This window comes from Streptomyces sp. CB03234 (assembly GCF_001905885.1).
In the GTDB taxonomy this organism is placed as follows: domain Bacteria; phylum Actinomycetota; class Actinomycetes; order Streptomycetales; family Streptomycetaceae; genus Streptomyces.
In genome coordinates this window covers 498,169-521,941 of record NZ_LIYH01000001.1, presented here as the reverse complement: position 1 = coordinate 521,941, position 23,773 = coordinate 498,169, and the positions used below count along the sequence as shown (strand labels likewise).

18 protein-coding genes, 2 tRNA genes and 1 pseudogene are annotated in these 23,773 nt (G+C 71.8%); 4 read left to right on the top strand and 17 right to left on the bottom strand.

Annotated features, from left to right (window positions below):
• Positions 1-401 precede the first annotated feature (401 nt).
• Both AMK26_RS02310 and AMK26_RS02305 read left to right on the top strand, forming a co-directional pair.
• On the top strand, positions 402-1,703 hold the full coding sequence (locus AMK26_RS02310; RefSeq protein ID WP_073751320.1) for a ferric reductase-like transmembrane domain-containing protein: 1,302 nt from the start codon (positions 402-404) through the stop codon (positions 1,701-1,703).
• The gene (locus tag AMK26_RS02305; protein ID WP_073751318.1) at positions 1,700-3,283 is read left to right on the top strand and encodes an NADH-quinone oxidoreductase subunit NuoF family protein; all 1,584 of its coding nucleotides are present in this window, start codon (positions 1,700-1,702) and stop codon (positions 3,281-3,283) included. Before AMK26_RS02310 ends, AMK26_RS02305 begins: the two co-directional genes overlap by 4 nt.
• Before the next feature lie 99 nt (positions 3,284-3,382).
• Here the strand turns inward: AMK26_RS02305 and AMK26_RS02300 are convergent.
• A tRNA-Ala gene (locus AMK26_RS02300) sits at positions 3,383-3,455 on the bottom strand.
• A gap of 151 nt (positions 3,456-3,606) precedes the next feature.
• Between AMK26_RS02300 and AMK26_RS02295 the strand changes: the two genes are divergently transcribed.
• Positions 3,607-4,827, top strand: a complete 1,221-nt coding sequence (locus AMK26_RS02295; protein ID WP_073751316.1) for a glycosyltransferase 87 family protein — start codon at positions 3,607-3,609, stop codon at positions 4,825-4,827.
• Here the strand turns inward: AMK26_RS02295 and AMK26_RS02290 are convergent.
• The 7 genes from AMK26_RS02290 to AMK26_RS37185 all read right to left on the bottom strand — a co-directional run bounded on the left by AMK26_RS02290 (position 4,806) and on the right by AMK26_RS37185 (position 9,429).
• A complete protein-coding gene (locus tag AMK26_RS02290) occupies positions 4,806-5,039 on the bottom strand; it encodes a hypothetical protein (protein ID WP_073751314.1) in 234 nt (77 codons plus the stop codon). The two genes, AMK26_RS02295 and AMK26_RS02290, sit on opposite strands and share 22 nt — an antisense overlap.
• Before the next feature lie 567 nt (positions 5,040-5,606).
• Positions 5,607-5,679: transfer RNA gene (locus AMK26_RS02280), tRNA-Ala, on the bottom strand.
• Positions 5,680-5,752: 73 nt separating this feature from the next.
• Positions 5,753-6,406 (bottom strand): histidine phosphatase family protein, encoded by a 654-nt coding sequence (locus AMK26_RS02275; RefSeq protein WP_073751310.1) that lies wholly within the window; start codon positions 6,404-6,406, stop codon positions 5,753-5,755.
• Complete coding sequence (gene rsfS, locus AMK26_RS02270) at positions 6,403-6,843, bottom strand: ribosome silencing factor (protein ID WP_073752953.1); 441 nt, start codon at positions 6,841-6,843, stop codon at positions 6,403-6,405. The genes AMK26_RS02275 and rsfS overlap by 4 nt, the downstream gene beginning before the upstream one ends.
• Before the next feature lie 94 nt (positions 6,844-6,937).
• Positions 6,938-8,545 carry an LCP family protein gene (locus AMK26_RS02265; RefSeq protein WP_073751308.1) on the bottom strand — a complete coding sequence of 536 codons (1,608 nt, stop codon included), beginning with the start codon at positions 8,543-8,545 and terminating at the stop codon, positions 6,938-6,940.
• A gap of 19 nt (positions 8,546-8,564) precedes the next feature.
• Positions 8,565-9,185: a nicotinate-nucleotide adenylyltransferase gene (nadD, locus tag AMK26_RS02260; RefSeq protein WP_073751306.1), complete on the bottom strand. Its 621-nt coding sequence runs from the start codon at positions 9,183-9,185 to the stop codon at positions 8,565-8,567.
• An 82-nt stretch (positions 9,186-9,267) separates the two neighbouring features.
• Positions 9,268-9,429, bottom strand: coding sequence for a hypothetical protein (locus tag AMK26_RS37185; RefSeq protein WP_179166370.1), 162 nt, complete (start codon positions 9,427-9,429; stop codon positions 9,268-9,270).
• Positions 9,430-9,755: 326 nt separating this feature from the next.
• Between AMK26_RS37185 and AMK26_RS02255 the strand changes: the two genes are divergently transcribed.
• Positions 9,756-10,835 (top strand): M48 family metallopeptidase, encoded by a 1,080-nt coding sequence (locus AMK26_RS02255; RefSeq protein ID WP_073751304.1) that lies wholly within the window; start codon positions 9,756-9,758, stop codon positions 10,833-10,835.
• 345 nt (positions 10,836-11,180) lie between these two features.
• Here the strand turns inward: AMK26_RS02255 and AMK26_RS02250 are convergent, their stop codons facing one another.
• From AMK26_RS02250 to AMK26_RS02210, 9 genes and pseudogenes are all read right to left on the bottom strand, one after another.
• Positions 11,181-12,272 carry an SCO2583 family membrane protein gene (locus AMK26_RS02250; protein ID WP_073751302.1) on the bottom strand — a complete coding sequence of 364 codons (1,092 nt, stop codon included), beginning with the start codon at positions 12,270-12,272 and terminating at the stop codon, positions 11,181-11,183.
• 65 nt (positions 12,273-12,337) lie between these two features.
• Entirely contained in the window at positions 12,338-12,925 is a 588-nt protein-coding gene (locus AMK26_RS02245) for an SCO2584 family spore wall biosynthesis protein (protein WP_073752951.1), read from the bottom strand.
• Between the two features lie 203 nt (positions 12,926-13,128).
• Positions 13,129-14,385, bottom strand: a complete 1,257-nt coding sequence (locus tag AMK26_RS02240) for a glutamate-5-semialdehyde dehydrogenase (RefSeq protein WP_073751272.1) — start codon at positions 14,383-14,385, stop codon at positions 13,129-13,131.
• A 158-nt stretch (positions 14,386-14,543) separates the two neighbouring features.
• Positions 14,544-15,044, bottom strand: a complete 501-nt coding sequence (locus AMK26_RS02235) for a hypothetical protein (protein WP_073751271.1) — start codon at positions 15,042-15,044, stop codon at positions 14,544-14,546.
• A 162-nt stretch (positions 15,045-15,206) separates the two neighbouring features.
• On the bottom strand, positions 15,207-16,334 hold the full coding sequence (gene proB, locus AMK26_RS02230) for a glutamate 5-kinase (protein ID WP_073751269.1): 1,128 nt from the start codon (positions 16,332-16,334) through the stop codon (positions 15,207-15,209).
• 201 nt (positions 16,335-16,535) lie between these two features.
• Complete coding sequence (locus AMK26_RS02225; protein ID WP_241837769.1) at positions 16,536-17,747, bottom strand: glycosyltransferase family 2 protein; 1,212 nt, start codon at positions 17,745-17,747, stop codon at positions 16,536-16,538.
• A gap of 205 nt (positions 17,748-17,952) precedes the next feature.
• Complete coding sequence (locus AMK26_RS02220; protein WP_073751265.1) at positions 17,953-20,097, bottom strand: hypothetical protein; 2,145 nt, start codon at positions 20,095-20,097, stop codon at positions 17,953-17,955.
• Positions 20,098-20,239: 142 nt separating this feature from the next.
• Positions 20,240-21,739, bottom strand: a complete 1,500-nt coding sequence (locus AMK26_RS02215; RefSeq protein WP_073751263.1) for a bifunctional cytidylyltransferase/SDR family oxidoreductase — start codon at positions 21,737-21,739, stop codon at positions 20,240-20,242.
• 165 nt (positions 21,740-21,904) lie between these two features.
• A pseudogene (locus AMK26_RS02210) lies at positions 21,905-23,773 on the bottom strand (glycosyltransferase family 4 protein); the annotation flags it as partial.

The window sequence follows — 23,773 nt, the reverse complement described above, 5'->3', positions numbered from 1 at the left end:
CCTTGAAGCTCCATCGATCGTCTCTGCCGGCTGCCGCTCTGTAGCGCGGCGAAATGAAAAAACCCCTCACACAGGAGGGGACGCCGCGCCGATTCCGGCCGGATCTTTCATCCGCCGGTACTGATCAGCGCGGCTCGCTAAGCAGAAGGCGTACGGCACGCATGGCGTCAGGGTACCGCAGGGCCCGTACGAGCCGCATCGAGGTTCCACGGGCTGGTCACGCCGCCGGACGCCACGGCGGGCCTCAGGGTTACTCCGCGTATCGACCCTATCCAGGGCAACCCCAGAGTCAGTTGTCGGCCGTTCCGAACCTTAAACGCTCGAATCTCGTACCGGTTGGTATGCCTCGACTTAGCATGCGGCCACGGGACCTCTTTTCCGCACCACTGGAGTCGCCCCCCATGAACCCTCATCGCAAGACCCGCTCATCGCCCGCCTCGCAGGCCGGTTTGAGCAAGCCGGTACAGGGCGGGCTTTCCGCGGCCGCACTGGTACTCATACCCGTGCTCGCGATCGGCGGCAGCGACAGCTTCCGGGCCGCCCTGGACTTCACCACCGGCGTCCTCTCCCTGGTGTCACTGACCGCTTCCGTGGCCTGGGGCCTGATCGCGACGGACCGGCTGCTCCTCTCCACCCGCCACCGTCTGCTCGCCCAGGCCATCCACCGCACCACCGCGGTGGCCTCGCTCGGCTTCCTCCTCCTCCACGCCACCGTCAAGGTCTCCCTCGGACACGTGGCGCTCATCGGGGCCCTCATCCCCTTCGGACTCGGAGTCACCGGCACGTCCGGCCTGATCGGCTTCGGGTCGCTCGCCGGCCTGCTGATGGTGATCGCCGCGTCCACCGGCGCCGCCCGCAGCGCCCTGGCCGGCCGCGGCAGCATCGCGGCCCGCTGGCGGCCCCTGCACATGCTGGCCTATCCGGCGTGGTGCTGCGCGCTCGTCCATGGGCTCTACGCGGGTCGCCCCGCGGCCACCTGGGTGACCACCATGTACTGCCTCGCGCTCGCCGGGGTCGCCGCGGCCGTCTCGATACGACTGCTGCCCCGCCCCGCCCAGCAGCGCCTCGCCGAGCGCGTCCTGGCCCTGATCGGGCCGGGCACCGACAAGCCGGGGCGCGGCCGCGGCCGGCGGCGCGACCCGTCGGTGTCGCCGCTGCCGGGCGCCTCCGGCATCGCCCCGCCCCGCCTCTACGACCCCCCGTTCGAGCAGGAGCTGCGGCGGGAGCCGGTCACCCGGCCCGAGCGCCCGGCCGCCTCCCCCGACCTGCCCCTCGGCCGCCCCCGCGAACAGCCCCGGACCCTCACCCCGCCTTCCCCGCCGCTGTACGAGCCCGGCTTCCCCTCGCCCTCCACCAGCGGCACCACAGGGGCGGGCATCTCCGCGGCGTACCGGGCCGTGTCCCTGGGCAACGCCGCCGCCGGCAGCCCCACCGGCAGCCCCACCCAGGAGATCCCGTACGCCGAGCGCGTCCCCATGACGGAGGAGCTGCCGGTCATGACCGACGAACCGGCGACCCGTCCCGGCTACTGGCCGACCCCCTCCCCGCCGCCGCCCGCCCCGTCCCCCGCCCCGGCCTCGTACGGCCACGACACCACCCCTCCCCCGTACAGCTCCACCAGCCCCACTGAGCCCGCACCGGGCCCCTTCCAGCAGCCGCCGGCCGGCGAGCCCTGGACCGCACCCGCAGGAGACCGCCCGTGAACGACCCGCTCCCCGACGTCCCCGAAGTCCGCGTCGTCGGCCTCCCGCAGCTCACCCAGGGCTTCGACCTCGTCGAGCGGCTCGACCTGCAGATGCACCTGAAGGTGCACGGCCCGCTCGAACCCATGGGCGGCGAGCGGCTGGCCCAGCTCGCCGAGGACATATCGCTGACGGGTCGCGGCGGCGCCGGCTTCCCGTTCGGCAGGAAGCTGCGCGCGGTCGCCAAGGCGACGATCCGGCGCGGGGTGCGCCCCGTCGTGGTGGTCAACGGCAGCGAGGGCGAGCCCGCCTGCCGCAAGGACACGGTCCTGCTGAACCGCGCCCCCCACCTCATCCTGGACGGCGCCCTGCTGGCCGCCGAGGCCCTCGGCGCCCGGACCCTGATCGTCGCCGTCACCCGCAACTCCACGGAGATCTCCATCCGGGCCGCCCTCGCCGAGCGGGGCCTGTCCGACCGGCGCGGACAGCGGCTACGCGCGCGTGTCGTGCGTACTCCGGAGCGCATGGTCTCCGGTGAGGCGTCCTCGGTGATCCGCGCGGCGAACGGCGGTCCCGCGATCCCGCCGGGCCGCCGCGAGCGCGCCGCCGAGTCGGGAGTGGGCAACGCGCCGACGCTGCTGTCCAACGCCGAGACGTTCGCCCAGCTCGCCGTCGCCGCCCGGATCGGCGCCGGCCGTTATGGCCAGCACGGCCTGGACAGCGAGCCCGGCACGGTGATGCTGACGATCTCCGGGCAGGTCGCCCGCCCCATGGTGGTGGAGGTCCCCACGGGCGTCCCCATGCGGTACGTGCTTCAGATGGCCGGCGCCCCGCCGGTCCCCCAGGGCGTACTGACCGGCGGGTACCACGGCAACTGGATCGACTCCATGGCCGTGGACAACTGCGTCATCTCCAGGCACTCCATGGCGTCCGTGGGGGGCGCCCTGGGAGCCGGCGCGATCCTGCCGATCGGGCCCGAGACCTGCCCCCTGGGCGAGGCGCAGCGTGTGGCGAACTGGCTGGCGGCCGAGACGGCCGGTCAGTGCGGCCCCTGCCGCCTGGGCCTGCCGGCCGCCGCGGGCGGCCTGTCGGACGTGCTGAACGGCGGCGGGCCCGCCGCCCTGGAGGCGCTGCGCGAGGTCACCCAGGCGGTGAAGGGCCGGGGCGTGTGCAAGCACCCCGACGGGTCGGCGCGCTTCTTCAGCTCGACGCTGTCCGCGTTCACCGACGATCTGGCCGCGCACGTCCTGCACGGCGGCTGCGGGCGGCCGACGATCGGCGTGCTGCCGCTGCCCGAGCCGGGCTACGAGGAGGCCGTGGAGTCCATCCCGAGCGGCGAGAAGCTGGCAGTGGACTGGACGCTGTGCAAGGGCCACGGGCTGTGCGCGGACATCGTCCCGGAGCTGATCCGCATGGGCCGCGACGGCTATCCGGTGCTCGCGGACGCGTCGGTGCCGGTCCACCTGCGGGACCGCGCGCAGTTGGCGGTACGGCGCTGCCCCGAGCTGGCGCTCCGTCTTGAGCGGGGGCCCCAGGAGCGGCCCGCCCGTCCGGCGTTGCCGAGCGCCGACCGCAAGGCGCTTGGCAGCGGCAGAGGTTGACGGACCCCGGCGGCTTCGGCCGCCGGGGTACACGGCCGGCAACGCAGGAACACAAGGAAGGCGGGCCATCCGATCGGATGGCCCGCCTTCCACATTCTGTGGAGCTAAGGAGAATTGAACTCCTGACCTCCTGCATGCCATGCAGGCGCTCTACCAACTGAGCTATAGCCCCTCGCTGTGTGCCACTCCTCCGGAGTTTCCTCCTGGCCGGGTCTCCCTTGCGGGCTTCCCTCGCGGCGACACAGAGAACATTACACGGTCCCCCCGGTGGTTCACCAAATCGTTTACGGTCGGTAGGGCTCTGGCCGGTAGCGTCGCCCTTCGTGACCGTGACCATGACCCTCCGGGCGCGCCTCCGGGGCCTGCCCTACGCCGCCGCCGCAACGGCCTGCCTGCTGTCCTTCGTGGCCTTCTGGATGGCGCAGCGCGCCGCCAACGTCACCATGCTGGACCTCTCCGTCTACCGCGCGGAGGGCGAGACCGTCCTGGCCGGGGGCGACCTGTATGCGATGCGCGCCACATCGGCGAACCTGCCGACGACGTACCCGCCGTTCGCCGCGCTGCTGTTCACGCCGCTGACGCTGCTCGGCGTCCCGGAGATGCGCACCCTGGCGACCGCCGGGAACCTGCTCCTGCTGCTGGCGCTGGTGCATCTGTCGCTGCGCTTGGTGGGCCGTGACCGGCCGGGCACGGCGCTGTGGGTGGCGGCGGTCCTGGTCTGGTGCGAGCCGGTGTGGACGACGCTGCGGTACGGGCAGATCAACCTGCTGATCGCGGTGGCGGTGCTGTGGGACCTGACACGGCGGGAGAACAACCGGTGGGCCGGGGTGGGGATCGGTCTGGCCACGGCGGTGAAGCTGACGCCCGGGCTGTTCGTCGTCCTGCTGCTGGTCGTGGGGGTAGCACGCGCGCGTGCGCGGGGGTGGGAGCAGGGCTGGAACCCGTGGCTGCGGCAGGCGGCGACCGCCACCGGGGTGTTCGCCGGCGTGACCGTGGCGTCGGCCGTCGTCCTTCCGTACGACTCGCGCCGCTTCTGGACCGAAATGATCTTCGAGACCAGTCGGGTCGGCCGCAAGGAGGAAACCGCCAACCAGTCGCTGAGCGGCGTGCTGGCCCGGTTGCTGCACACCACCGACCCGGGGGTGTGGTGGCTGGTCGCGGCCGTCGTCGTGGGTGTGGCGGGAATCACCGTCGCGGTGCTGGCGGCGCTGCGCGACGACCGGCCGGTGGCCGTGGTGGCGTGCGCCACGACGGCGCTGCTGGTGAGCCCGATCTCCTGGTCCCACCACTGGGTGTGGTGCGTGCCGATGCTGATACTCCTGGCGACCCGGGTACGGCCGGCCTGGACCGTCGGTACGGCTCTGGTGTTCGCGTCGTTCGCCCTGTGGTGGGTGCCGCACGCTCCCGCGCCGGTCCGTCTCGAACTCCACCAGAACGGCTGGCAGATGCTGCTGTCCGCGCTCTACACCCTGGTCGGTACGGGCGTGTTGGCCGCGTTCGGGGTGAGGCAGTGGCGAACGAGTCAGGCAGTGGCGAAGGAGTAGAACCGCTTGAGGGTGCAGTGCTCGTCGAGCAGGCGCCCGTAGATGGGCTCCCCTTCGAGTTCCCGGTAGGTCTCGATGGGGTCGCCTTTTATGATCAGCGCCCGCGCGCATTCCTCGCACCAGTACTGGTACTCGGAGTTGACCGGGTCCATGTCGCGGACGATCGGCGTACCGCTGCCGCACCAGTCGCATTTCCGCCTGTGTGCACCCATCAATCAGCTCCAGGTGTGGCCGCAGGACGTGCACACATAGGACACTCCGCCATTGTCACCGAGCACTTGGGCGACGTGGGACGAACCGCACGAGGGGCAGCTGAGTCCGGAGCCCGCCTGCGCCGCGGTGAGCGGGTCGGAAGCCTCCTCGGATCTCCTGGCCGCCATCGCGCACTCCCTCCCGTCCCGGACCGTCGTCCCCCTCCGGCCGTCCGATTCTGCCATGGCGCGGCACGAGGGTCAGCGGGGTCGGCGCACCAGCCCCGCCGACGCGCCCACGATCGACGCGGCGGCCAGTGCCGGGGCACATACCCACAGCGCATCGGCCGATGCATACGCCCCCGGCGCGTTCGGACGGCTGAGGAAGAGTGTGCCAAAGGTCGCGACGCCGATCAGCCGGCCGAGCTGAGTGGCGGTCGCCGGCAGACCGCCGGCATCGGCGGCGTGCCGTGATCACGGGTGCCGGGCCGGGGCGGCAGAAGGAGCCGGGCCGGGGAGCGCGGCGGGCGGGGCCGGTGGGGAAAGCGCGGATCCCGCCCCCCTGATGGGGACGGGATCCGGTGATTGTGGAGCTAAGGAGAATTGAACTCCTGACCTCCTGCATGCCATGCAGGCGCTCTACCAACTGAGCTATAGCCCCTCGTGTTCTTCGCGCTCCGCGCTGCGAACAAGAAGAACTTTAGCCTGTGACCTGCCGGAAAGTGAAATCCGGGTCAGTCGTCGTCGCCGAGGACCGGTTCCGGGAGCGTTCCGGCGTTGTGTTCCAGCAGGCGCCAGCCCCGCGCGCCCTCGCCCAGCACCGACCAGCAGCAGTTCGAGAGCCCGCCCAGGCCCTCCCAGTGGTGCGACTCCAGGCCGAGGAGCCGGCCGATGGTGGTGCGGATCGTGCCGCCGTGGCTCACCACGACGAGCGTGCCGTCGTCGGGCAGCTTCTCGGCGTGCGCCAGCACCACGGGGGCGGCCCGGTCGGCCACCTCCGTCTCCAGTTCGCCACCGCCGCGCCGCACCGGCTCGCCACGCTTCCACGCGGCGTACTGCTCGCCGTACCGCGCGAGGATCTCCTCGTGGGTCAGGCCCTGCCACTCGCCCGCGTACGTCTCGCGCAGCGCGGAGTCGTGGTTGACCTGATGACCGGTGATGGCGGCCAGCTCGGCGGCCGTGGCCGACGCGCGCTTCAAATCGGAGGCGATGATCGCGTCCGGCTTCAGCGCGGCGAGCAGCCGCGCGGCCCGGCGCGCCTGGGTGACGCCCGTGTCGGTCAGTTCGATGTCCGTGGAACCCTGGAACCGGCGCTCCAGGTTCCAGGACGTCTGGCCGTGCCGCCAGAGGACGATCCGGCGGCCCCTGCCGCCCTTGGTGCCGTTCAGCTCAGCTCACCGTCCGAGCCGTCGGCGTCGCCGCTCAGCCGGGCGTGCTCCTCCGCCTTGCCGCGGGTCTTCACGGCGTCCTCGGGCAGAGGCAGCTCGGGGCAGTCCTTCCACAGCCGCTCCAGGGCGTAGAAGACCCGCTCCTCGCTGTGCTGGACGTGGACGACGATGTCGACGTAGTCCAGCAGGATCCAGCGGGCGTCGCGGTCGCCCTCGCGGCGGACCGGCTTGGCGCCGAGGTCCTTGTTCAGCCGCTCCTCGATCTCGTCGACGATCGACTTGACCTGACGGTCGTTGGGCGCGGAGGCGAGCAGGAAGGCGTCGGTGATCGACAGCACGTCGCTGACGTCGTAGGCGATGATGTCGTGCGCGAGCCGGTCGGCAGCCGCCTGGGCGGCGGCGGTCACGAGCTCGATGGAGCGGTCAGTGGCGGTCACATGCAAGCTTTCGTCGGCGGTCCAGAACACTCCCAGGGTCTCACGTACCACCGACAGCCCGGCAAACCGTTACTCGACCGCCTCCCTCGACGCCCTACTCGACCTCGTAGTCCTGGCCCAGGACGACCGTGACGTCCGCGTTGGCCGCGGCCGTGCCCTGCTCGACCGCGCCGACGGGCAGGCCCAGGGTCTTGGCGACCTCCTCGGCCTTCGCCTTCTGCGCCGCGTCACCATAGATGACCTGCGACGACGACTCTGTGTCGCCCTTGCCGCCGTCCACGACGGCGTAGCCGCCGTTGACCAGCACGATCCGTGCCGCCTCGGTGGCGTCCTCGTTGCCGGAGGCGTTCCTGACCCCGACCCGGACGGCCGCGCCCTGCTCGGGGGCGCTGACCGAGCCGCCCAGGATGTCCTTCACCACACTGCTCGTCGCCTGCTCACTGAGCGTGCCGTCCTCCTGTACGGGCAGCAGCGCCGTCTTGTAGTCGCCCACCTTGGCGTGTTCGGCGAGCTTGGCGAGGGAGGCGCCCAGGTCCTTCTCGGGCAGCGACGGGTCCAGGATCTGCGCCAGCGTCTGGACCGTGACCGTCGCCGACTCGGGGTCGTCCGACATCTTCCGCAGGACGCCCTGGATGACCTGCCCGAACCGCTCCAGTTGCTTGGCCTCCGCCTCGCCGGAACCCCGGTGGGTGGCGTACGCGACGGCCATGCGCCCGTTCAGGGTCTGGTTGTCGCCCTTCGCGACCAGGGGCGCGTCGCCCTTCTTGGTGCCGGGCACCTCGGTGTCGGTGCTGATCTCGATGCCGCCGACCAGTTCGACCAGGTTCTCCAGGTACGGGGTGTCCAGCCGCCACGTACCGGTGATCTTGGTACCGAGCAGGGCACCGATGGCCTCGCGGGTGCCGGTGGAGCCGTCGTCGTCGACGGACTTGCCGAGCGTGGTGGTGGTGCCGTCGTCGTTGGCGACGGAGAGGGAGTTGGGCAGCAGGATCGTGGTGCCCTGCCTGGTCGTGGCGTTGTCGACCAGCAGCGCCGTGGACGTCTCCTCGTTCTTGGTGTTGTGCAGGTGCAGGACGATCACGTCCCGCTTCTGCGGGCCGCCGGCGGTGCCGCCCTGCTCGGTCTCCTGGTCGGACAGCCCGGGGATCTTGCCGGCGGACCACAGGTAGCCGACGCCGCCGATGAGGGCCACGGCCAGGACGACGACGAGCGCGACGACCCGGTTGCGGCCGCGCCGCTTGGCCTCCTCGCGGCGCTCGGAGCGGCTCTCGGTGAACTTGAGCCAGTCGATGACGTCTTCGGAGTCCTCGTCCGGGTCCTCGACGAAGGAGAACTGCTCGGTACGGTACTCACGCTCCGGTTCCGGCCGTTCCGGCCCGGGCGCCGGGCGGCGCTGCTCGGGCACGGCGGCGGGCGCCGGCTGCGGGTGCGGCGAGGGCGGCGGGGCCGGCTGCTGGTGGGCGGTGTCGTAACCGGGGGCGTAGCCCTCGTACCCGTACCCCTGCTGTGCGTACGACGTGTCGGCGTACTGGTCGTAGCCGTAGGACTGCTGAGGCTGTGCGTACGGGTCGTACTGGTGCTGCTGCTCATGCTGCTGCGGCTGCTGAGCCTGCTGGTACACCGGCTGCCCGTACGCGTCGTAGCCGACGATCTGCGGTTGCGGCAGGTAGTACGGGTCGTACGGGTTCTGCTGGTCGTTCACCGGTGCCCCTCTCCGTGGCTCATTCGCCCCGGTACAACTGGCGCTTGTCGATGTAGCGCACCACGCCGTCCGGCACCAGGTACCAGACGGGATCGCCCGCGGCGACCCGCGCCCGGCAGTCCGAGGAGGAGATGGCCAGCGCCGGCACCTCGACCAGGGAGACCCCGCCCTCGGGCAGCCCGTCGTCCGACAGGTCGTGACCCGGGCGGGTCACCCCGATGAAGTGGGCGAGCGAGAAGAGCTCCTCGGCGTTGCGCCAGCCCGGCATGATCTGGGACAGCGCGTCCGCTCCGGTGATGAAGAACAGGTCGGTGTCCTCGTTGAGGGCACGCAGTTCCCGCAGGGTGTCGATGGTGTACGTCGGTCCGCCGCGGTCGATGTCGATACGGCTGACCGAGAACTGCGGGTTGGACGCCGTGGCGATGACCGTCATCAGGTAACGGTCCTCGGCCGGGGAGACATTCTTGTGGCTCTTCTGCCACGGCTGCCCGGTCGGGACGAACACCACCTCGTCCAGGTGGAACAGGGCGGCCACCTCGCTGGCGGCCACCAGGTGTCCGTGGTGGATCGGGTCGAATGTCCCGCCCATCACGCCAAGTCGGCGTTTGCCGGAACTGGTAGGCACTTGCTGGTCTCCCATGCGTGCAGAGCCTAGTGGCACGGCGCCGCGGGCGGCCCCGGCGGTCGCGGGCTCAGCGGTCGCGGGCTCAGCGGCCGAGGGCTCAGCGGTCGCGGTTGAAGCGCGTGGTGATCCACAGCAGCAGGAGCAGCACGACGAGGGCGCCGCCACCGGTGATGTACGGGTTGAGGCTGGCGTGGTTGCCACCGTGCTCGCCGCCCTGGGCGAGCGTGACGAGGCTGGCGGCGGTGGTGGGGAGGCTCATCTTCGGCAGGACCTATCCATCGGAGTCGGAGCGGAGACTTCGCGCACATCGTATGCGGGCCGTCCGGGCACGCTCACGCCGACTCAGTCGTTGTCGTGATCGGTCGCGGTGTCCGCGGCGGAGGAACCCGGCGAGCCGGGCGGCTCCGGCGATCGGGACGACGAGCACGATTCCGAGCGTATCGCCGGGTCTTCGCTGCTCGGCGGCGGCGGCCGGCAGCGTGACTCCAGGGTTATCCACAGGCCCGGTCGCACCGCGGCGCCAGCGCCTACGCTGGGGGCCGTCAGGGGGACGAGGCGAGGTCTCGTACGAAGAGGGGGCATTCCATGACCGACAGCAGTCACGAGAACGTGCCGAGCAGGCAGCGCAGGCGGTTCCCGGGCATTTCGTCCCGGGCGTACGAACATCCGGCGGACCGTTCCGCGCTCGTCGCCCTGCGCAAGCTCAGCGGCTTCGACACGGTCTTCAAGGCGCTGAGCGGGCTGCTGCCGGAGCGCAGCCTGCGGCTGCTCTTCCTGTCCGACTCGGTGCGGGTGAGCGACGCGCAGTTCGCCCACCTCAACGCCATGCTGCGGGACGCCTGTTACATCCTGGACCTGGAGAAGGTTCCGGCGATGTACGTCACGCAGGACCCGAAGCCCAACGCGATGTGCATCGGGCTGGACGAGCCGATCATCGTCGTCACGACGGGGCTGGTGGAGCTGCTGGACGAGGAGGAGATGCGGGCGGTCGTCGGCCACGAGGTCGGCCACGCCCTGTCGGGCCACGCCGTGTACCGCACGGTTCTGCTCTTCCTCACCAGCCTGGCGCTGAAGATCGCCTGGATCCCGCTCGGCAATGTCGCGATCATGGCGATCGTGACGGCGCTGCGCGAGTGGTTCCGCAAGTCCGAGCTGTCGGCGGACCGGGCGGGGCTGCTGGTGGGCCAGGACCTGAAGGCGTCGATGCGCGGGCTGATGAAGATCGCGGGCGGCAACCACCTGCATGAGATGAACGTGGACGCCTTCCTGGAGCAGGCGGAGGAGTACGAGGCCGGGGGCGACCTGCGCGACTCGGTGCTCAAGATCCTGAACGTGCTGCCGCGCTCGCACCCGTTCACCACGGTGCGGGCCGCCGAGCTGAAGAAGTGGGGCGAGAGCCGCGACTACCAGCGGATCATGGACGGCCACTACCCGCGGCGCTCGGAGGACAAGGACACATCGGTCACGGACTCCTTCCGCGAATCGGCGTCCCACTACGCCGAGTCGGTGCGCACCAGCAAGGACCCGCTGATGAAGCTGGTCGGCGACATAGCCGGCGGCGCCGGCGACCTGGGCGGCAAGCTGCGCGACAGGTTCACGGGCGGCTCGGGCGGCCCCAACGGGGCCTCCGGCCCCACGGGGGGCGACGGCCGGCCCACGGACTGAGCCCCGCGCCCGGGGCCCCGGTCCGGCCCGCCCTGGGCGTCCCGGTCCCAGGGCGCCGGGCGCCGGGACCGGCGCGGCCGGGTTCCGGGACCGGCGCGGGCCGGGCGCCAGGTGCTGGGACTGCGGCGTCAAGGGTGCCGCGACGGACGCGGCCCACCCGTGAGCGAGGGTGCGGGCGCCCGACGGGTGCCATCGCCGGGCGCGGGCTTCACGGCCCGGGCGCCCGACGGGGCCATCCCCCAGGCGCGCGCTTCACGGTCCAGGCGCCCGACAGGATCCCCGGGCGCAGGCTTCACGGCCCGGGCGCCCGACGGGGCCATCCCCCAGGCGCGGGCGCCTGACTGGTCAGGTCCCGGGGAGGGAGGGCTGGGCGCTGGGGGCCAGGGCGCCGCAGAGGGCAGCGGTGCCCCGGGTGCCGGTGGCGTACGGATCGGTGACCGCGGGGCCCGTCGGGGTGGCCCGGTGCCCGGCGAGCAGCGGGTGCAGCGCGCCCGACGCGTCGGCCGTGCAGGCCTGCGGGCCGGCCTGCACCCGGCTGGTGAGCACCTCCACCCGGTGCATCCGCAGGTCCTCCCGGTCGAAGCGGAAGGCCAGCTCGCGGCGGACGGTGAACAGCGAGGCGTCGGCGGCTGCCGCCCCGGCCGGGCGCACCGCGTAGACGAACGTGTGGTCCGACGTGACCTCCAGGACGTCGGGCTCCACCTCGGACACCCGCATCGTGCCCCGTACGCGCGCGGCGGTGTCGGCCGGCGCCGCCTCGGCCGTGTCGAAGCGCACCAGCCAGCCGGTCGCGGCGTGCCTCCCGTCGTCGGCGGGCGACTCGACGCTGCGGTCGAACTGCTCCAGCTGGTCGGGGTCGAGCAGCAGCCGCACCTGCCGGACGGCGCTTCCGGTCAGGACGTCCGGGTCGAGCGAGGACTGCACCAGGTAGTCCTTCACGGTGCTCAGCGCGGTCACCACCTGGCTCTCGGAGAAGTGCGCGGTGCGCTTCGCGGCGGGGAGGGCGATACCGGCGGCGCCCGAGCGGAACTGGGCGGCGGGGCTGTGGGCGTACAGGGCGGCGGGCTCTCCGCCCGGGACCGTGCCCTGCGGGGCCAGCGGGATCACGGTGATCCGCAGCGGTTCGGCGCGCCGGTCGGTGAGCGGCTGGTAGCTGTTGCGGGCGCCCAGGTAGATGACCGCGGCGAAGGCGACCGCGAGTACCAGCACGAGCACCAGTGCGCCGTGCCGGGGACGGGAGCGCTCGGGGGCTCTGCCCCACGCGGGGCGGCTGCGCACCGCCTGGGCGTGCTCCCCCATGCGTTCCTGCGCGGAGAATTCCTGCAGGCGGGCAGCGCGGACGAACGACTCGTCGAAGACGACGGATCGGTACTCGTCCTCACCACCGCCGGGGAGCCCCTCCGGTGTCCCCTCAGGCGGGTCGCCACTCCCTGCCATACCTTCAGGGTAGGTCTGTCGAGGCCCCGGTAAACGCGCTGGTACGGGGCAACCTGCGGGCGGTCTCAGGGTGTTCGCGGCACCGCCGGCACGGCTGGGGCGCTGTACTCGGCGGAGGCGGAGGGAGCGTTCGGGGCGGGCGTCGCGGGAGGCGTGTCGATGCCGCTGGTCGCCGGTGCGGGGACCTGCCCGCCGCGGCCGCCGGAGGTACCTCGGTAGACGGCCGTGAAGGCGAGGGCGATCATCCCGACGCCCATCACCACCGCGAGGATCCACGCCACCGGCCGGTGCCAGCGGGAGCTGGGCCGGTACGGGCGCAGGGCGCCGCCGTGCGCCCCGTAGGGGTCGCCCTCGTCGTCGGCGGGGTCGTGCCCGTCGCCGCAGCCGTGGGCATGGCCGCCGGGCCCGTACCCGTCTTCGTACAGCTCGTCGTCGGCCGCGGCGCCGCCCGCCCCGGACCGTGCGGCCTCGGCGTCCGCGCGCGCCTGGGCGGCGGCCAGCAGCCGCTCGACGGCGGTGGGTTCATGGATTTCGGCGGCCCGTACGAAGTCCTCGTCGAACACCACGGAGGCGAAGTCCTCGTCGGCGCCTCCGCGGTCGTCGTCGGGCTCCCAGCCGTCCGGAAACGGCTTGCCCCCCACGTCGTCCGGCACGCATTCAGAGTAGACCGGGGAGGTGGTTTTGGGCAGGGAGAGTACGAACTCTCCCCCCGCCATCCCGGTTGGCGGCGGCGCCCCTCGGGCCCACCCCCGCCCGGCTCCCCCGCAGGGCGGCACGCGTCAGGCCGCCCCCGCAAGGACCCACCACCCACAGCAACACCGAGCCCCAGGCCCGGCCCCACCCCGGAAAAGGGCGCCTACCGGGTGTGACCGTCGCCCGTGACGATGTACTTCGTCGACGTCAGCTCCGGCAGCCCCATCGGGCCCCGGGCGTGCAGCTTCTGCGTCGAGATGCCGATCTCGGCGCCGAAGCCGAACTGGCCGCCGTCGGTGAAGCGCGTGGAGGCGTTGACCGCGACCGTCGTGGAGTCGACCAGCTGGGTGAAGCGGCGGGCGGCCGCCTGGGAGGTGGTGACGATCGCCTCGGTGTGGCCTGAGGTCCACAGCCGGATGTGCGCGACGGCGGCGTCCAGCGAGTCGACGACGGCGGCGGCGATGTCGTACGAGAGGTACTCGGTCTCCCAGTCCTCGGCCGTGGCGGCCACCACGGTGGCCTTGGACCCGTCCGCGTACGCGACGACCCGCTCGTCGCCGTGGACGGTGACGCCCGCCTCGGCGAGCGCGTCGAGGGCGCGCGGCAGGAAGGTGTCGGCGATGTCCTGGTGGACGAGGAGCGTCTCGGCGGCGTTGCAGACGCTGGGCCGCTGCGCCTTGGAGTTGATCAGGATGTCGACGGCCATGTCGATGTCGGCCTGGGCGTCGACGTACACGTGGCAGTTGCCGGTGCCGGTCTCGATCACCGGGACGGTGGACTCCTCGACGACCGTGCGGATCAGGGAGGCGCCGCCGCGCGGGATCAGGACGTCGACCAGGCCGCGGGCGCGCATCAGCTCACGCACCGAGTCGCGGGACTCGCCGGGCACCAGCTGGACCGCGTCGGCGGGCAGGCCGGCGCCGCCGACCGCGTCGCGCAGGACGCGGACGAGGGCGGTGTTGGAGGAGTACGCCGACGACGAGCCGCGCAGCAGCACCGCGTTGCCGGACTTCAGGCACAGGGCGGCGGCGTCGACCGTCACATTCGGCCGGGCCTCGTAGATGATGCCGACGACACCGAGGGGGACGCGGACCTGGCGGAGGTCGATGCCGTTGGGGAGGGTGGAGCCGCGGACGACCTCGCCGACCGGGTCGGGCAGCGCGGCCACGTCGCGGACGTCGGCGGCGATGGCCCGTACCCGCTCGGGGGTGAGGGTCAGCCGGTCGATGATCGACTCGCTGGTGCCGGCCTCGCGGGCGCGGGCGACGTCCTCGGCGTTGGCCTCGACGATCTCGCTCGTCCGGACCTCGAGCGCGTCCGCGATCGCCAGCAGCGCGTCGTCCTTGGCCGCGCGCGGGAGTGGCGCGATTTCGGCGGCGGCGGCGCGGGCCCGGTAGGCGGCCCGGGTGACCGGGGTCATGTCGTCGTACGGCGTGACGGACGGCGAGCCCGACTCCGAGGCGGGCTGCGAAGCGGAGGAAGCGGGGGAATGCGACGAGGTCATACTCGCAGCGTAATGCGCTCCCGACGGGCATCCATCACATATCCCGCTCTGCGAGACACCCCACAGCCGGTACGTCAGTACGGGTGTACGCCCACGGGGGCGGCGGGCGGCGGGCCGTACCCCTCCGCGATCCGCAGGTGGTACGTCTCGCGGTCGATGACCTCCAGGCCGACGATCTCCCACGGTGGCAGCCCGGCGCTCTGCCGGTGCTCCCCCCACAGCCGCAGCGCGACGGCTGCGGCGTCGTGCAGGTCGCGGGCCTCTTCCCAGTACCGGATCTCGGCGTGGTCGTTGGCATACCGGCTGGTCAGGAGGAACGGGTGGTCGTGGGCGAGCTGCTCCAGGGCCCGTCTGACGTCCTTGAGCGGGGCCTCCTGGCCCGAGACGCTGAGCGTGATGTGCCACAGCTTGGACACCGGCCGGTCCGGCGTGTGCCGGTCCGGCTGACTTCCCGCCTGCCGGGCCGCGGCGCCGTCGTCCAGGACGGTTTCGTCGAAGTCGGCCCCGGCCTCGACACTCGTCAAGGCACGTTCGGCCGTCCCTCGGGGCAGAGCCCCTGGGCGCGCTCGTCTCACCGGCGGCCTCCTGTGTGTGCGTCTTGTGCGTCGTGGTGCTGTCACCCCGCTTACCCCTGAGACAAAGTTGACCAGTCTTGCGCGGAACATGGGGCGGTTTTGGTGAAGGTCTCTGGCGGATGGCGGGACTTTCAGCCGTTCTGGGGCCGGGCCACGGCCGTTCTAGGGCTGGAGGACGACAAGATCGTCCCTGTGTACGACCTCCCTCTCGTACGCCGGGCCCAGTTCCTTCGCCAGCTCCCTGGTGGACCGGCCCAGGAGCTGGGGGATCTCCTTGGCGTCGAAGTTGACCAGTCCCCGCGCGACGGCCCGGCCGGAGGCGTCGCGCAGCTCGACGGGGTCCCCGGCGCCGAAGTCGCCCTCGACGGCCGCGATGCCCGCCGGGAGCAGCGACTTCTTCCCCTCGACGACCGCGCGCACCGCGCCGTCGTCCAGGATCAGGGCGCCCTGCGGGGTGGAGGCGTGGGCCAGCCACAGCAGCCGGTCGGCGGAGCGGCGGCCGGTGCGGTGGAAGTACGTGCCGGTGTCGCGGCCCGCGAGGGCGTCGGCGGCGCGGCTGGCCGAGGTCAGGACGACGGGTACGCCGGCGGCCGCGGCGATGCGGGCCGCCTCGACCTTGGTGACCATGCCGCCGGTGCCGACGCCGGCCTTGCCGGCCGAGCCGATCTCGACGCCTTCGAGGTCGGCCGGTCCGCGCACCTCCGCGATGCGCGAGGTGCCGGGCTTCGACGGGTCGCCGTCGTACAGCCCGTCCACGTCGGAGAGCAGCACCAGCAGGTCGGCCCGCACCAGGTGGGCCACCAGGGCGGCGAGCCGGTCGTTGTCGCCGAACCGGATCTCGTCGGTGGCGACCGTGTCGTTCTCGTTGACGACCGGCACGGCGCCCATGGCGAGCAGCTGGTCGAGCGTCCGGTAGGCGTTGCGGTAGTGGGCGCGGCGGCTGGTGTCGTCGGAGGTGAGCAGGACCTGGCCGACGCGTACGCCGTAGCGGGCGAAGGAGGCGGTGTAGCGGGCGACGAGCAGGCCCTGGCCGACGCTGGCGGCGGCCTGCTGGCGGGCCAGGTCCTTGGGGCGGCGGGCCAGGCCGAGTGGTGCGAGGCCGGCGGCGATGGCGCCGGAGGAGACCAGGACGATCTCCTTCTCACCTCCGCTGCGGACCTTGGCGAGTACGTCGACGAGCGCGTCGACGCGGTCGGCGTCGAGGCCGCCGGAGGCGGTGGTCAGGGACGACGAACCGACCTTGACGACGATCCTGCGGGCTTCCGTTACGTGCTGCCTTGCCACTGTCACGTGGGAAATCTATGCCAGGCGCGGCGTTGCGCGCGCGCGTATTCCAGCCGCTGGACAGCGCCCTGGACAGGCCGGCCCGACCGGAACCGGGCCCCGCCCACACCGCCGGTCACGTCCGCCCGCACCACCGGCCGCGCCTCCGCCCGCAACGCCGGTCACGTCCGCCCGCACCACCGGCCGCGCCTCCGCCCACACCGCCGGTCACGCCCCCGCCCGTGCCTCCCGCATCCGCCTCACCCGCCGCAGCACGCGCCCCGCCACCCGCCCCGCCACCCGCCCCGCCAGCCGCCGGGCCCGGCGCCGCGCGACGGTCAGCGGCCGGGCCGCGCCGCGCACTTCGTACGCGGTGTCCGGGATGCCCACCGCCGGGTCGCGGAAGTGCGGGTACGCCAGGTACGCGCGGCCCCACCCGCGTACCCGCTGCGGCTGCTTGCCCTCGTGCAGGAAGGTGACGACGTCCACGAGCGCGTCGGGCTTGTCCATCGCCACGCACGTCAGGCGCAGCCGGTCCTCGGTCTTGAGGCGGCCCGCCACACCGGGCGTCCAGTACGCGGCCATCAGCGGCGCGGCCAGCTCCAGCTTGGCGAGCAGGATGTCGCGGGGCTGCCGCAGCACGACGGGCCCGAACTGGGGCAGCAGCGTCACCGTGAACGGCCTCAGCATGAGCAGGTTGCGGCGCTCTCCCGCCGGTACGTGCGCGGCGATCAGCTCCATCAGGGCCTTGGCCGAGTCGAAGCGGGGCACGTAACCGCCGGTCTTCGTCAGGTGTTTACCGTCCTCGCGGCCCACCAGGTAGTAGCACGTGTAGTCGGCGACCACCGATACGCCGCTGCCGCGCAGGTACGCCTCCAGCGTGAACAGCGCGTCCTCGCCGGTCGTCAGCGACTCGTCGAACCGCATGCCGTGCTTGACGAGCAGCTCGCGCCGGAAGAGTTTCTGGGCGCTGAGCGTGTACTTGACGTTGGAGCGGTAGATGTCGGCGCGTTCGACGGTCTGCTTCCACATCGACTTGGCGGCGTTGCGGTTGACGCCGACGGTCTTGCCGAGCACCACGTCCGTACCGGCCTTGTCGGCCATGGCGACGAGCCGTTCCAGCGCCTCCTCGCCGAAGTAGTCGTCGGCGTCGAGGAAGAAGACGTAACGGCCGCGCGCGAGGGCGAGTCCGGTGTTGCGCGGGCCGCTCGGGCCACCGGAGTTGGCCTGCCGGACGACCCGCGTGCGGACCTTGGAGCGGGCGGCGAACTCCTCCAGGTACTCCCCCGTGCCGTCGGTCGAGCCGTCGTCGACGGCGACGATCTCGATCCGGTGGGCGCCGAGTGTCTGGGCCTCCACCGATTCCAGGCACTTCACCAGGTACGGCATCGCCTCGTAGGCCCCGATGATCACGCTGACATCAGGAGTGTTCTCAGTCATCGGCACCCACTGCATTCCCTACCCCGGCGGCAGGCCTGGCGGTAGACCCGGCGGTAGACGGACGAAGGTCGCCCGTCATGGTGCCCTCTGCGCGTTTCCCGGGTGTGACGGCGCGCACAGCGGCCCGTAAGTGCTCCTCGGACGAGGGACTTACGGGCCGCGGGGTGTACGTCCTGCTTTACGCCGACGGGCGGAGCCGGGCGGCTCAGCCCGCCACCGTGGCCTCCTCGGCACCCTTCTCCGCCACCGTGTCGAGCGCGGCGCCCACCGGCTCGGCGCCCGCGCCGTCGGCCTCCTGGTCGAGCTCGCCGATCCGCTGCCCGGCCAGCCGCTGCGCGACGCCGCTGTTGCGGGCCTCCGCCCTGGCGGTCAGCGCGCGCACGGCGGCGTTGAACTGCTCGATCGACGTGGGCTCGTCGGGGCCCAGCAGGTACTGCTTGAGCAGCTTCCGCTCCGCCGCGAGCAGGTCGGCGGCCGGGTCGGCCACGGCGGCCAGCAACTCGTCCAGCTCGGCGGCGCTGTTGGAGAGGACGACCGCGGCCCGGACGGCCGTGTTCTGGCGCTTGAACTCGTCGACGCCCAGCTCGGCGGAGTCCGTCACGGCGTACGGCTTGCCGCTGGCGATGAAGTCCGACACGACGCTGGAGATGTCCGAGACCATGCCGTCGGCCTCGTTGAAGCAGTCGTACAGCTTCGGCTCGGCGCCGGTGACGACCTTGTGCTCCCACCAGCCGAAGGAGCGCCAGTACGCGTCGTTCCACTCGGCCCGCAGCCGCTTGATCTCGGCGAGGCGCTGGGGGTCGGCGAGCGAGACGCGCGACTCCTCGGCCTCGTCGCCGCCCTTGCGGCCGGGGGCGGCGAGCTGCGTGATGCGCGCCTCGATACGGGCGAGTTCGGCGCGGGCCGCGGCCTGGGTGCCTTCCGCGGCGGCGCTCTCCTCGGCCCAGCGCGGCTCGGCGGCGCGCGCCGCGTTCGCCGCGGCGACCATCTTCTGCAGCCGCTCGTCGACGGCCTTCGCCTTCTTGTTGACGAGTCCGGTGAAGGGGTGCGGCTTGTAGATCACGCGGACCGGCTGCGGGGCGTTCAGCAGCCGTTTCATGATGTTCTCGCCGGCCAGCAGCAGCGAGGTGTTGCCGGGGTTGTTGTCCCAGCCCTCCCAGGTGGGGGCGTACAGGATGGTGGGGATCGGGTTCTTGGGCGTGCCCGTCCAGGTCGTGATCGGGGCGAGCTGAGGGCGGCCCACCTCGACGATGTCGTCGTCGCGGACGCCGACGTCGGCGAGCGCGTACCGGTCGCGGCCGGCCCGGCCGGCGGTCCAGACCTCGTCGTACACCTTGGAGAACGGGTTGACGCTGGCGAGCTTGTCGCTGTCGCCGTGCCCGATGAAGACGTGCTTCATGGTCGGTACGCGCAGCATGTGGATGTTCTTGCCGACGTTGGCGGGGTACAGCGTGACGCGGATCGACGACAGGTCCATGGCCATCAGGTGCTGACCGCCGGGCACGCACAGGATCGGCACGGACGTCGGGTTGAGCTTCTTGACCAGGTTCCGCTCGCGCATGATGATCAGCGGCCGGCCGTCGACCTGCTCCATCGTCTCCAGCCACATGTTGACCTGGTACGCGGAGTCGTCGGAGCCGGAGAAGTACAGCGCGACCGTCGGCTGGTACTCGCGCAGCCAGGTGCCGACGGCCTTGAGGACGGCGCCCGTGGCGGGCACACGGCGCTTGCGGCGCAGGTGGGGGACGAGGGCCGCGGTGTAGAGCAGGCCCAGGGCGAGCGTGGCGGCGACACCCGCGTACCCGATGAGGTTCACGCCGGTGGCGACCGCGACGATCACGCCCGCCATGGCGGGGACGTCGAGGTGCAGCATCTTCTCGGCGGAGCGGTTGAGCAGCGCCTTCGGCGGGGCGTCGGGGATGCGTACGGCGTTGAGGTCGATGTTGCGGGTGACGACCGGCATGGTGCGGCGCAGCCGGATGAGGGTGGCGAGGGCGCCCTGGGGGGCCTGGAGGCCGTAGAAGAGCAGGAAGCAGGCGACCGCCGCGTAGAACACGGGCTGTTCGGCGAGGCCTTCGCGGGCGAGCAGCAGGATCAGCAGCAGCTGGCGCAGCAGGAAGCGGATCGGCAGTCCCGCGCGGATCTTGCTCAGCCGGTTGATCAGGTAACTGTTCTTCTGGTGCAGATACCAGTCGGCGACATAGGTCACGGCACCGGCGGCCGCGAAGAACCAGAGGTTGGGGAGGAGGGCGGCGAGCATGACGCACGGATAACCCAGTCCCATGAGGAATGCCGCGGCGAGCTCTGACCTACTGCCTACACGTGCCAGGCGAATGGCGGTCGAAATCACGAAGAACCTGCTCCAGAAGGGGGTGCCGGTTTTTTCACATGGACGATTCTCGTAAAGGCGTAAAGGGATTGAGCCTTACGAACTCGGGCCTCTGCATTCGCGAGGTGCGACACAGAGGCCCGAAAAGCACATCTGGTGAGTATTACACATCTTCCTGTCGGTCCAGCACCGAGGCCAGAGCCTGCTCGAAGCCGGACGCCTCGCTCGCCCCACGGGTGGGGTCCTGCTGCCGTACGTCGATGACATGGCCGGTGAGCTCGGAGAGCAGCACGTCCAGCGAGGTCCGGGCCACGGCCTCGGAGGACAGCAGCGATCCGGCGGGCTCCTGGCCGAACGCCTTCGTACGCATCGGTGTGGCGGTGCGCTCGGGGTTGACGCAATTCACCCGGATTCCCTCGCCGGCCCATTCGTCGGCGAGGGCCTGGGTGAGATTCACCATGGCCGCCTTGGTGGACGAGTAAAGGCTGTACTCGGCGCGGCCGCGGGTGTAGCTGGAGGAGGTGTAGAGCAGGAGCTGCCCCTTGGTCTCGGCCAGGTATTTGTACGCGGCGCGCGCGATCTGCACGGGCGCCAGGTAATTGACGTTCAGCGCTTCCTGAATGGTCGCGTTGTCCGTCTCGGCGAGCTTGCCGATGCGCAGCACGCCCGCCGTGTTGATGACGTAGTCGATACGGCCGCTCTCCGCGTACGCCGTGGCGAGCGCCTCCTCGACGTGCTCGGGGTTCTCGACGTGCGTGCCGGTGGTGGAGCGGCCCAGCGCGTACACGGTGGCGCCGTACCGCTCGGCGAGGGCGGCGATGTCGGCGCCGATGCCGTACGAGCCGCCGAAGACGACGAGGGTCCTGCCGGACAGCAGCTCGCGGTAGGCGGCCTCGTCGGCCTGGCGCGGGGCGGCGGTGGAGGCCAGCTGGAACAGCTTGTCGGCGATGAAGACGTCGACGGGCTGGGTGACCTTCATGTTGTACTCGTCGCCCGCGACGACGTAGATCGGCACGTCCGGCAGGTACTTCAGGACGACGCTGCAGTCGTCCGTCGCCTGGAAGTTGGGGTCACCGGCCGCGATCTCGTACGCCCGCTTGATCGTGGACAGCTTGAACGCCTGCGGGGTCTGGCCGCGGCGCAGCCGGGAGCGGTCGGGTACGTCGGTGATGAACTCGCCGTCCTCGCCGTGGGTGCGGGTCACGATGATGGTGTCCGCGGACGGGATGGCGACGTCGACGGCCTGGTAGCGGTCGAGGGCGTCGACACAGTCCTTGATGACACGCTGTGACAAAAGTGGACGCACCGCGTCATGGAAGAGGACGTTGAGGTCCTCGCCCTGCCCGAGGCCCTCGCCGAGGGCCTCGATGGCGCGCTCGGTGGTCTCGTTGCGGGTGGCGCCGCCCTCGATGACACGGGTGACCTTGGTGAGCCCCGCCTTGGCGATGATCTTCTCGACGTCGGGCACGAACCCCGGCGCCATCAGCACGATCACGTCGTCGACGCACTCGGCCTGTTCGAAGATCGTCAGCGTGTGCTCGATGACCGCCTTGCCCGCGATCTTCAGCAACTGCTTCGGGATCGCGAGACCCACGCGCTGGCCGGTACCGCCGGCGAGCACGACAGCTGTGGTGCGGGTCTTGGCTTCATGCGGCGCTGACACAGAACGACCTACCTTGCGACGACTGGGGGACGGGCTGATGGTCGCACTCTCCGTGACCGTCTCGCAAGGCGGACAGAGGGCACCCCACACCCGCGCGACACCTGGTGTTCACGCTGTGGCCAGGGAGAGCGGGCAGGCGCCGCGAGGGTGCACCGGTGACCGACATCACGCGGCCGGCTTGTCGACCACATTGAGGACGAGATCGTTGGCGGCGCTGTAGAAAACCTTGATCACGACCCGTTCCCGCGGCGTGCCCACCAGCTTCCTGACCAGGGCGCGCACCGGCCCCAGCGGCTGCTTCTTGCGCAGTTCGGCCGGGGGGTAGGGGAAGAGGGAGCCCTTCTCCACGACGTCGTCGAGGATGCGCGCCAGCCGGACCGGCTCGGCGTCCGGGGCGGGCCGCAGCCACAGGTCCCACACATCGTGAGAGTCCTGCTGGCGGGCGGCGGGGGCCGTGCAGGAGAAGGTGAACCGGAAACCGCCACTGCCCTCCCGGGTGCCGGGGAAGGCCAGCTCCAGCGGGGCCTTGCCGCGCCGCCGCAGCAGCAGAGCCGGTTCGCCACCGGTCCCGGCGGCGCCGTACAGCCGCGCGGACAGCGTGACCGTCCCGCCCTGGATCCGGACGTCGCCGACCTCGGCATGACGGGAGCGCACCCAGGAGCGCAGGTGCAGAGCACCGCTCCTCGTATACGGAACGAGCTGCCGAACCGGTTCGCCGGCGCCCTGGCGGGCGGCCGCCCGCATGGCGCCGCGCTGGTCGACGGCGCGGGTGGCGAGCGGTACGCGTTCGCCCGTACCCGGCAGCTCGAGGTGGGCGGGGTGGACGCCCTCGGCGAACGGCGTGCCGGCCGGGACGGTCGCGGTGCCGTGCTCGTCGAAGGGGAAGCCCCGCTCCTGGACCACCAGACGGGCGCCCTTACGAGGGGTGAGCAGCGTCACGGTGACGGTGCCCTCGTCGTCCACGACGCAGTCGGCGACGGTTCCCGGCGCGGGGGCGGCCGCCCCCGGGTGGCGGCCGGAGCGGTGGGTGGCGGCCGCGCCGAGCTCGGCGAACAGCTCCTCGTACTGCTTGGCCACCGGGCCCGGGTCGAAACGGCGGCCGTTGACGAGGGCGGCGGCGCCCATACGGCGGCGGAGCGCGGGGTCGTCGATGAGCCGGATCAGCGCGCCGGCGATGGCGTCGACGTCACCGACGGGTACGAGCAGGCCGTCCTCGCCGTCCTTGATGATCTCGCGGGGGCCGTAGTCGCAGTCGGTGGACACCACGGGCAGGCCGCAGCGCATCGCCTCGACGAGCGTCATGCCGAAGGACTCGTGGCGGGAGGTGGACACGGCGATGGCGCCCTTGACCCACTCGGGCTCGATGGGGGAACGCGGGCCCATGAGGTGGACGCTGTTGTAGAGGCCCAGGTCGTCGATCCTCTTGCGCAGCCGGTCCTTCTGGTTGCCCCAGCCGCAGATGCGCAACGTCCACTCGGGGCGCTGGGCGACCACCTTGGCGAACGCCTCGATCAGCACGTGGTACTGCTTCTCGGACGCCAGCCGCCCGGCCGCCACGATGGTGGTGCCCGAGGTGTCGGACGGCGTGACGACCGGCTCCGGCACGCTGTTGGGGATCGCGAGCACCCGGGTGCCGGGCAGCGGCATCTGCGCCCGCCAGGAAGCCGCGTCGCCCTCGGAGACGGTGACGAACGCGTCGAGCTTCGTCAGGAACGCGGCCATCTCGGCCCGCAGGACGGGCTTGTGGTGGTTGTGCGTCATGTGCTCCTGCCCGACGAGCACGGCGCCTTCGGGCGCGAACGCGGCGACGTACGCGACGAGTCCGGGCCGGGTGCCGATGACGACGTCGGCGTCGGAGCCGGCGTAGTGGTCGCGCACACGCTCGTCGGTGAGGCGGCTGTACTCCTTGTACCGCGCCTCGCTCTTCGGAAAGTGCTCCGCGGGCAGCAGGTGCCGCTCGTGCGTGCTCTCGTTGGTGGGCGAGGAGGGGCGGGTGTCGACGAGCGGTACGACGGTGATGCGCGGGTCGATCGC

Excerpts from the sequence above, each read along its gene's own strand:
- AMK26_RS02310 (WP_073751320.1), top strand. The coding sequence starts at position 402 with ATGAACCCTCATCGCAAGACCCGCTCATCGCCCGCCTCGCAGGCCGGT.
- AMK26_RS02290 (WP_073751314.1), bottom strand. The coding sequence starts at position 5,039 with ATGGGTGCACACAGGCGGAAATGCGACTGGTGCGGCAGCGGTACGCCG.
- AMK26_RS02225 (WP_241837769.1), bottom strand. The coding sequence starts at position 17,747 with ATGACTGAGAACACTCCTGATGTCAGCGTGATCATCGGGGCCTACGAG.
- AMK26_RS02240 (WP_073751272.1), bottom strand. The coding sequence starts at position 14,385 with ATGACCCCGGTCACCCGGGCCGCCTACCGGGCCCGCGCCGCCGCCGCC.
- AMK26_RS37185 (WP_179166370.1), bottom strand. The coding sequence starts at position 9,429 with ATGAGCCTCCCCACCACCGCCGCCAGCCTCGTCACGCTCGCCCAGGGC.
- nadD (WP_073751306.1), bottom strand. The coding sequence starts at position 9,185 with ATGGGAGACCAGCAAGTGCCTACCAGTTCCGGCAAACGCCGACTTGGC.
- AMK26_RS02250 (WP_073751302.1), bottom strand. The coding sequence starts at position 12,272 with ATGGCAGGGAGTGGCGACCCGCCTGAGGGGACACCGGAGGGGCTCCCC.
- AMK26_RS02255 (WP_073751304.1), top strand. The coding sequence starts at position 9,756 with ATGACCGACAGCAGTCACGAGAACGTGCCGAGCAGGCAGCGCAGGCGG.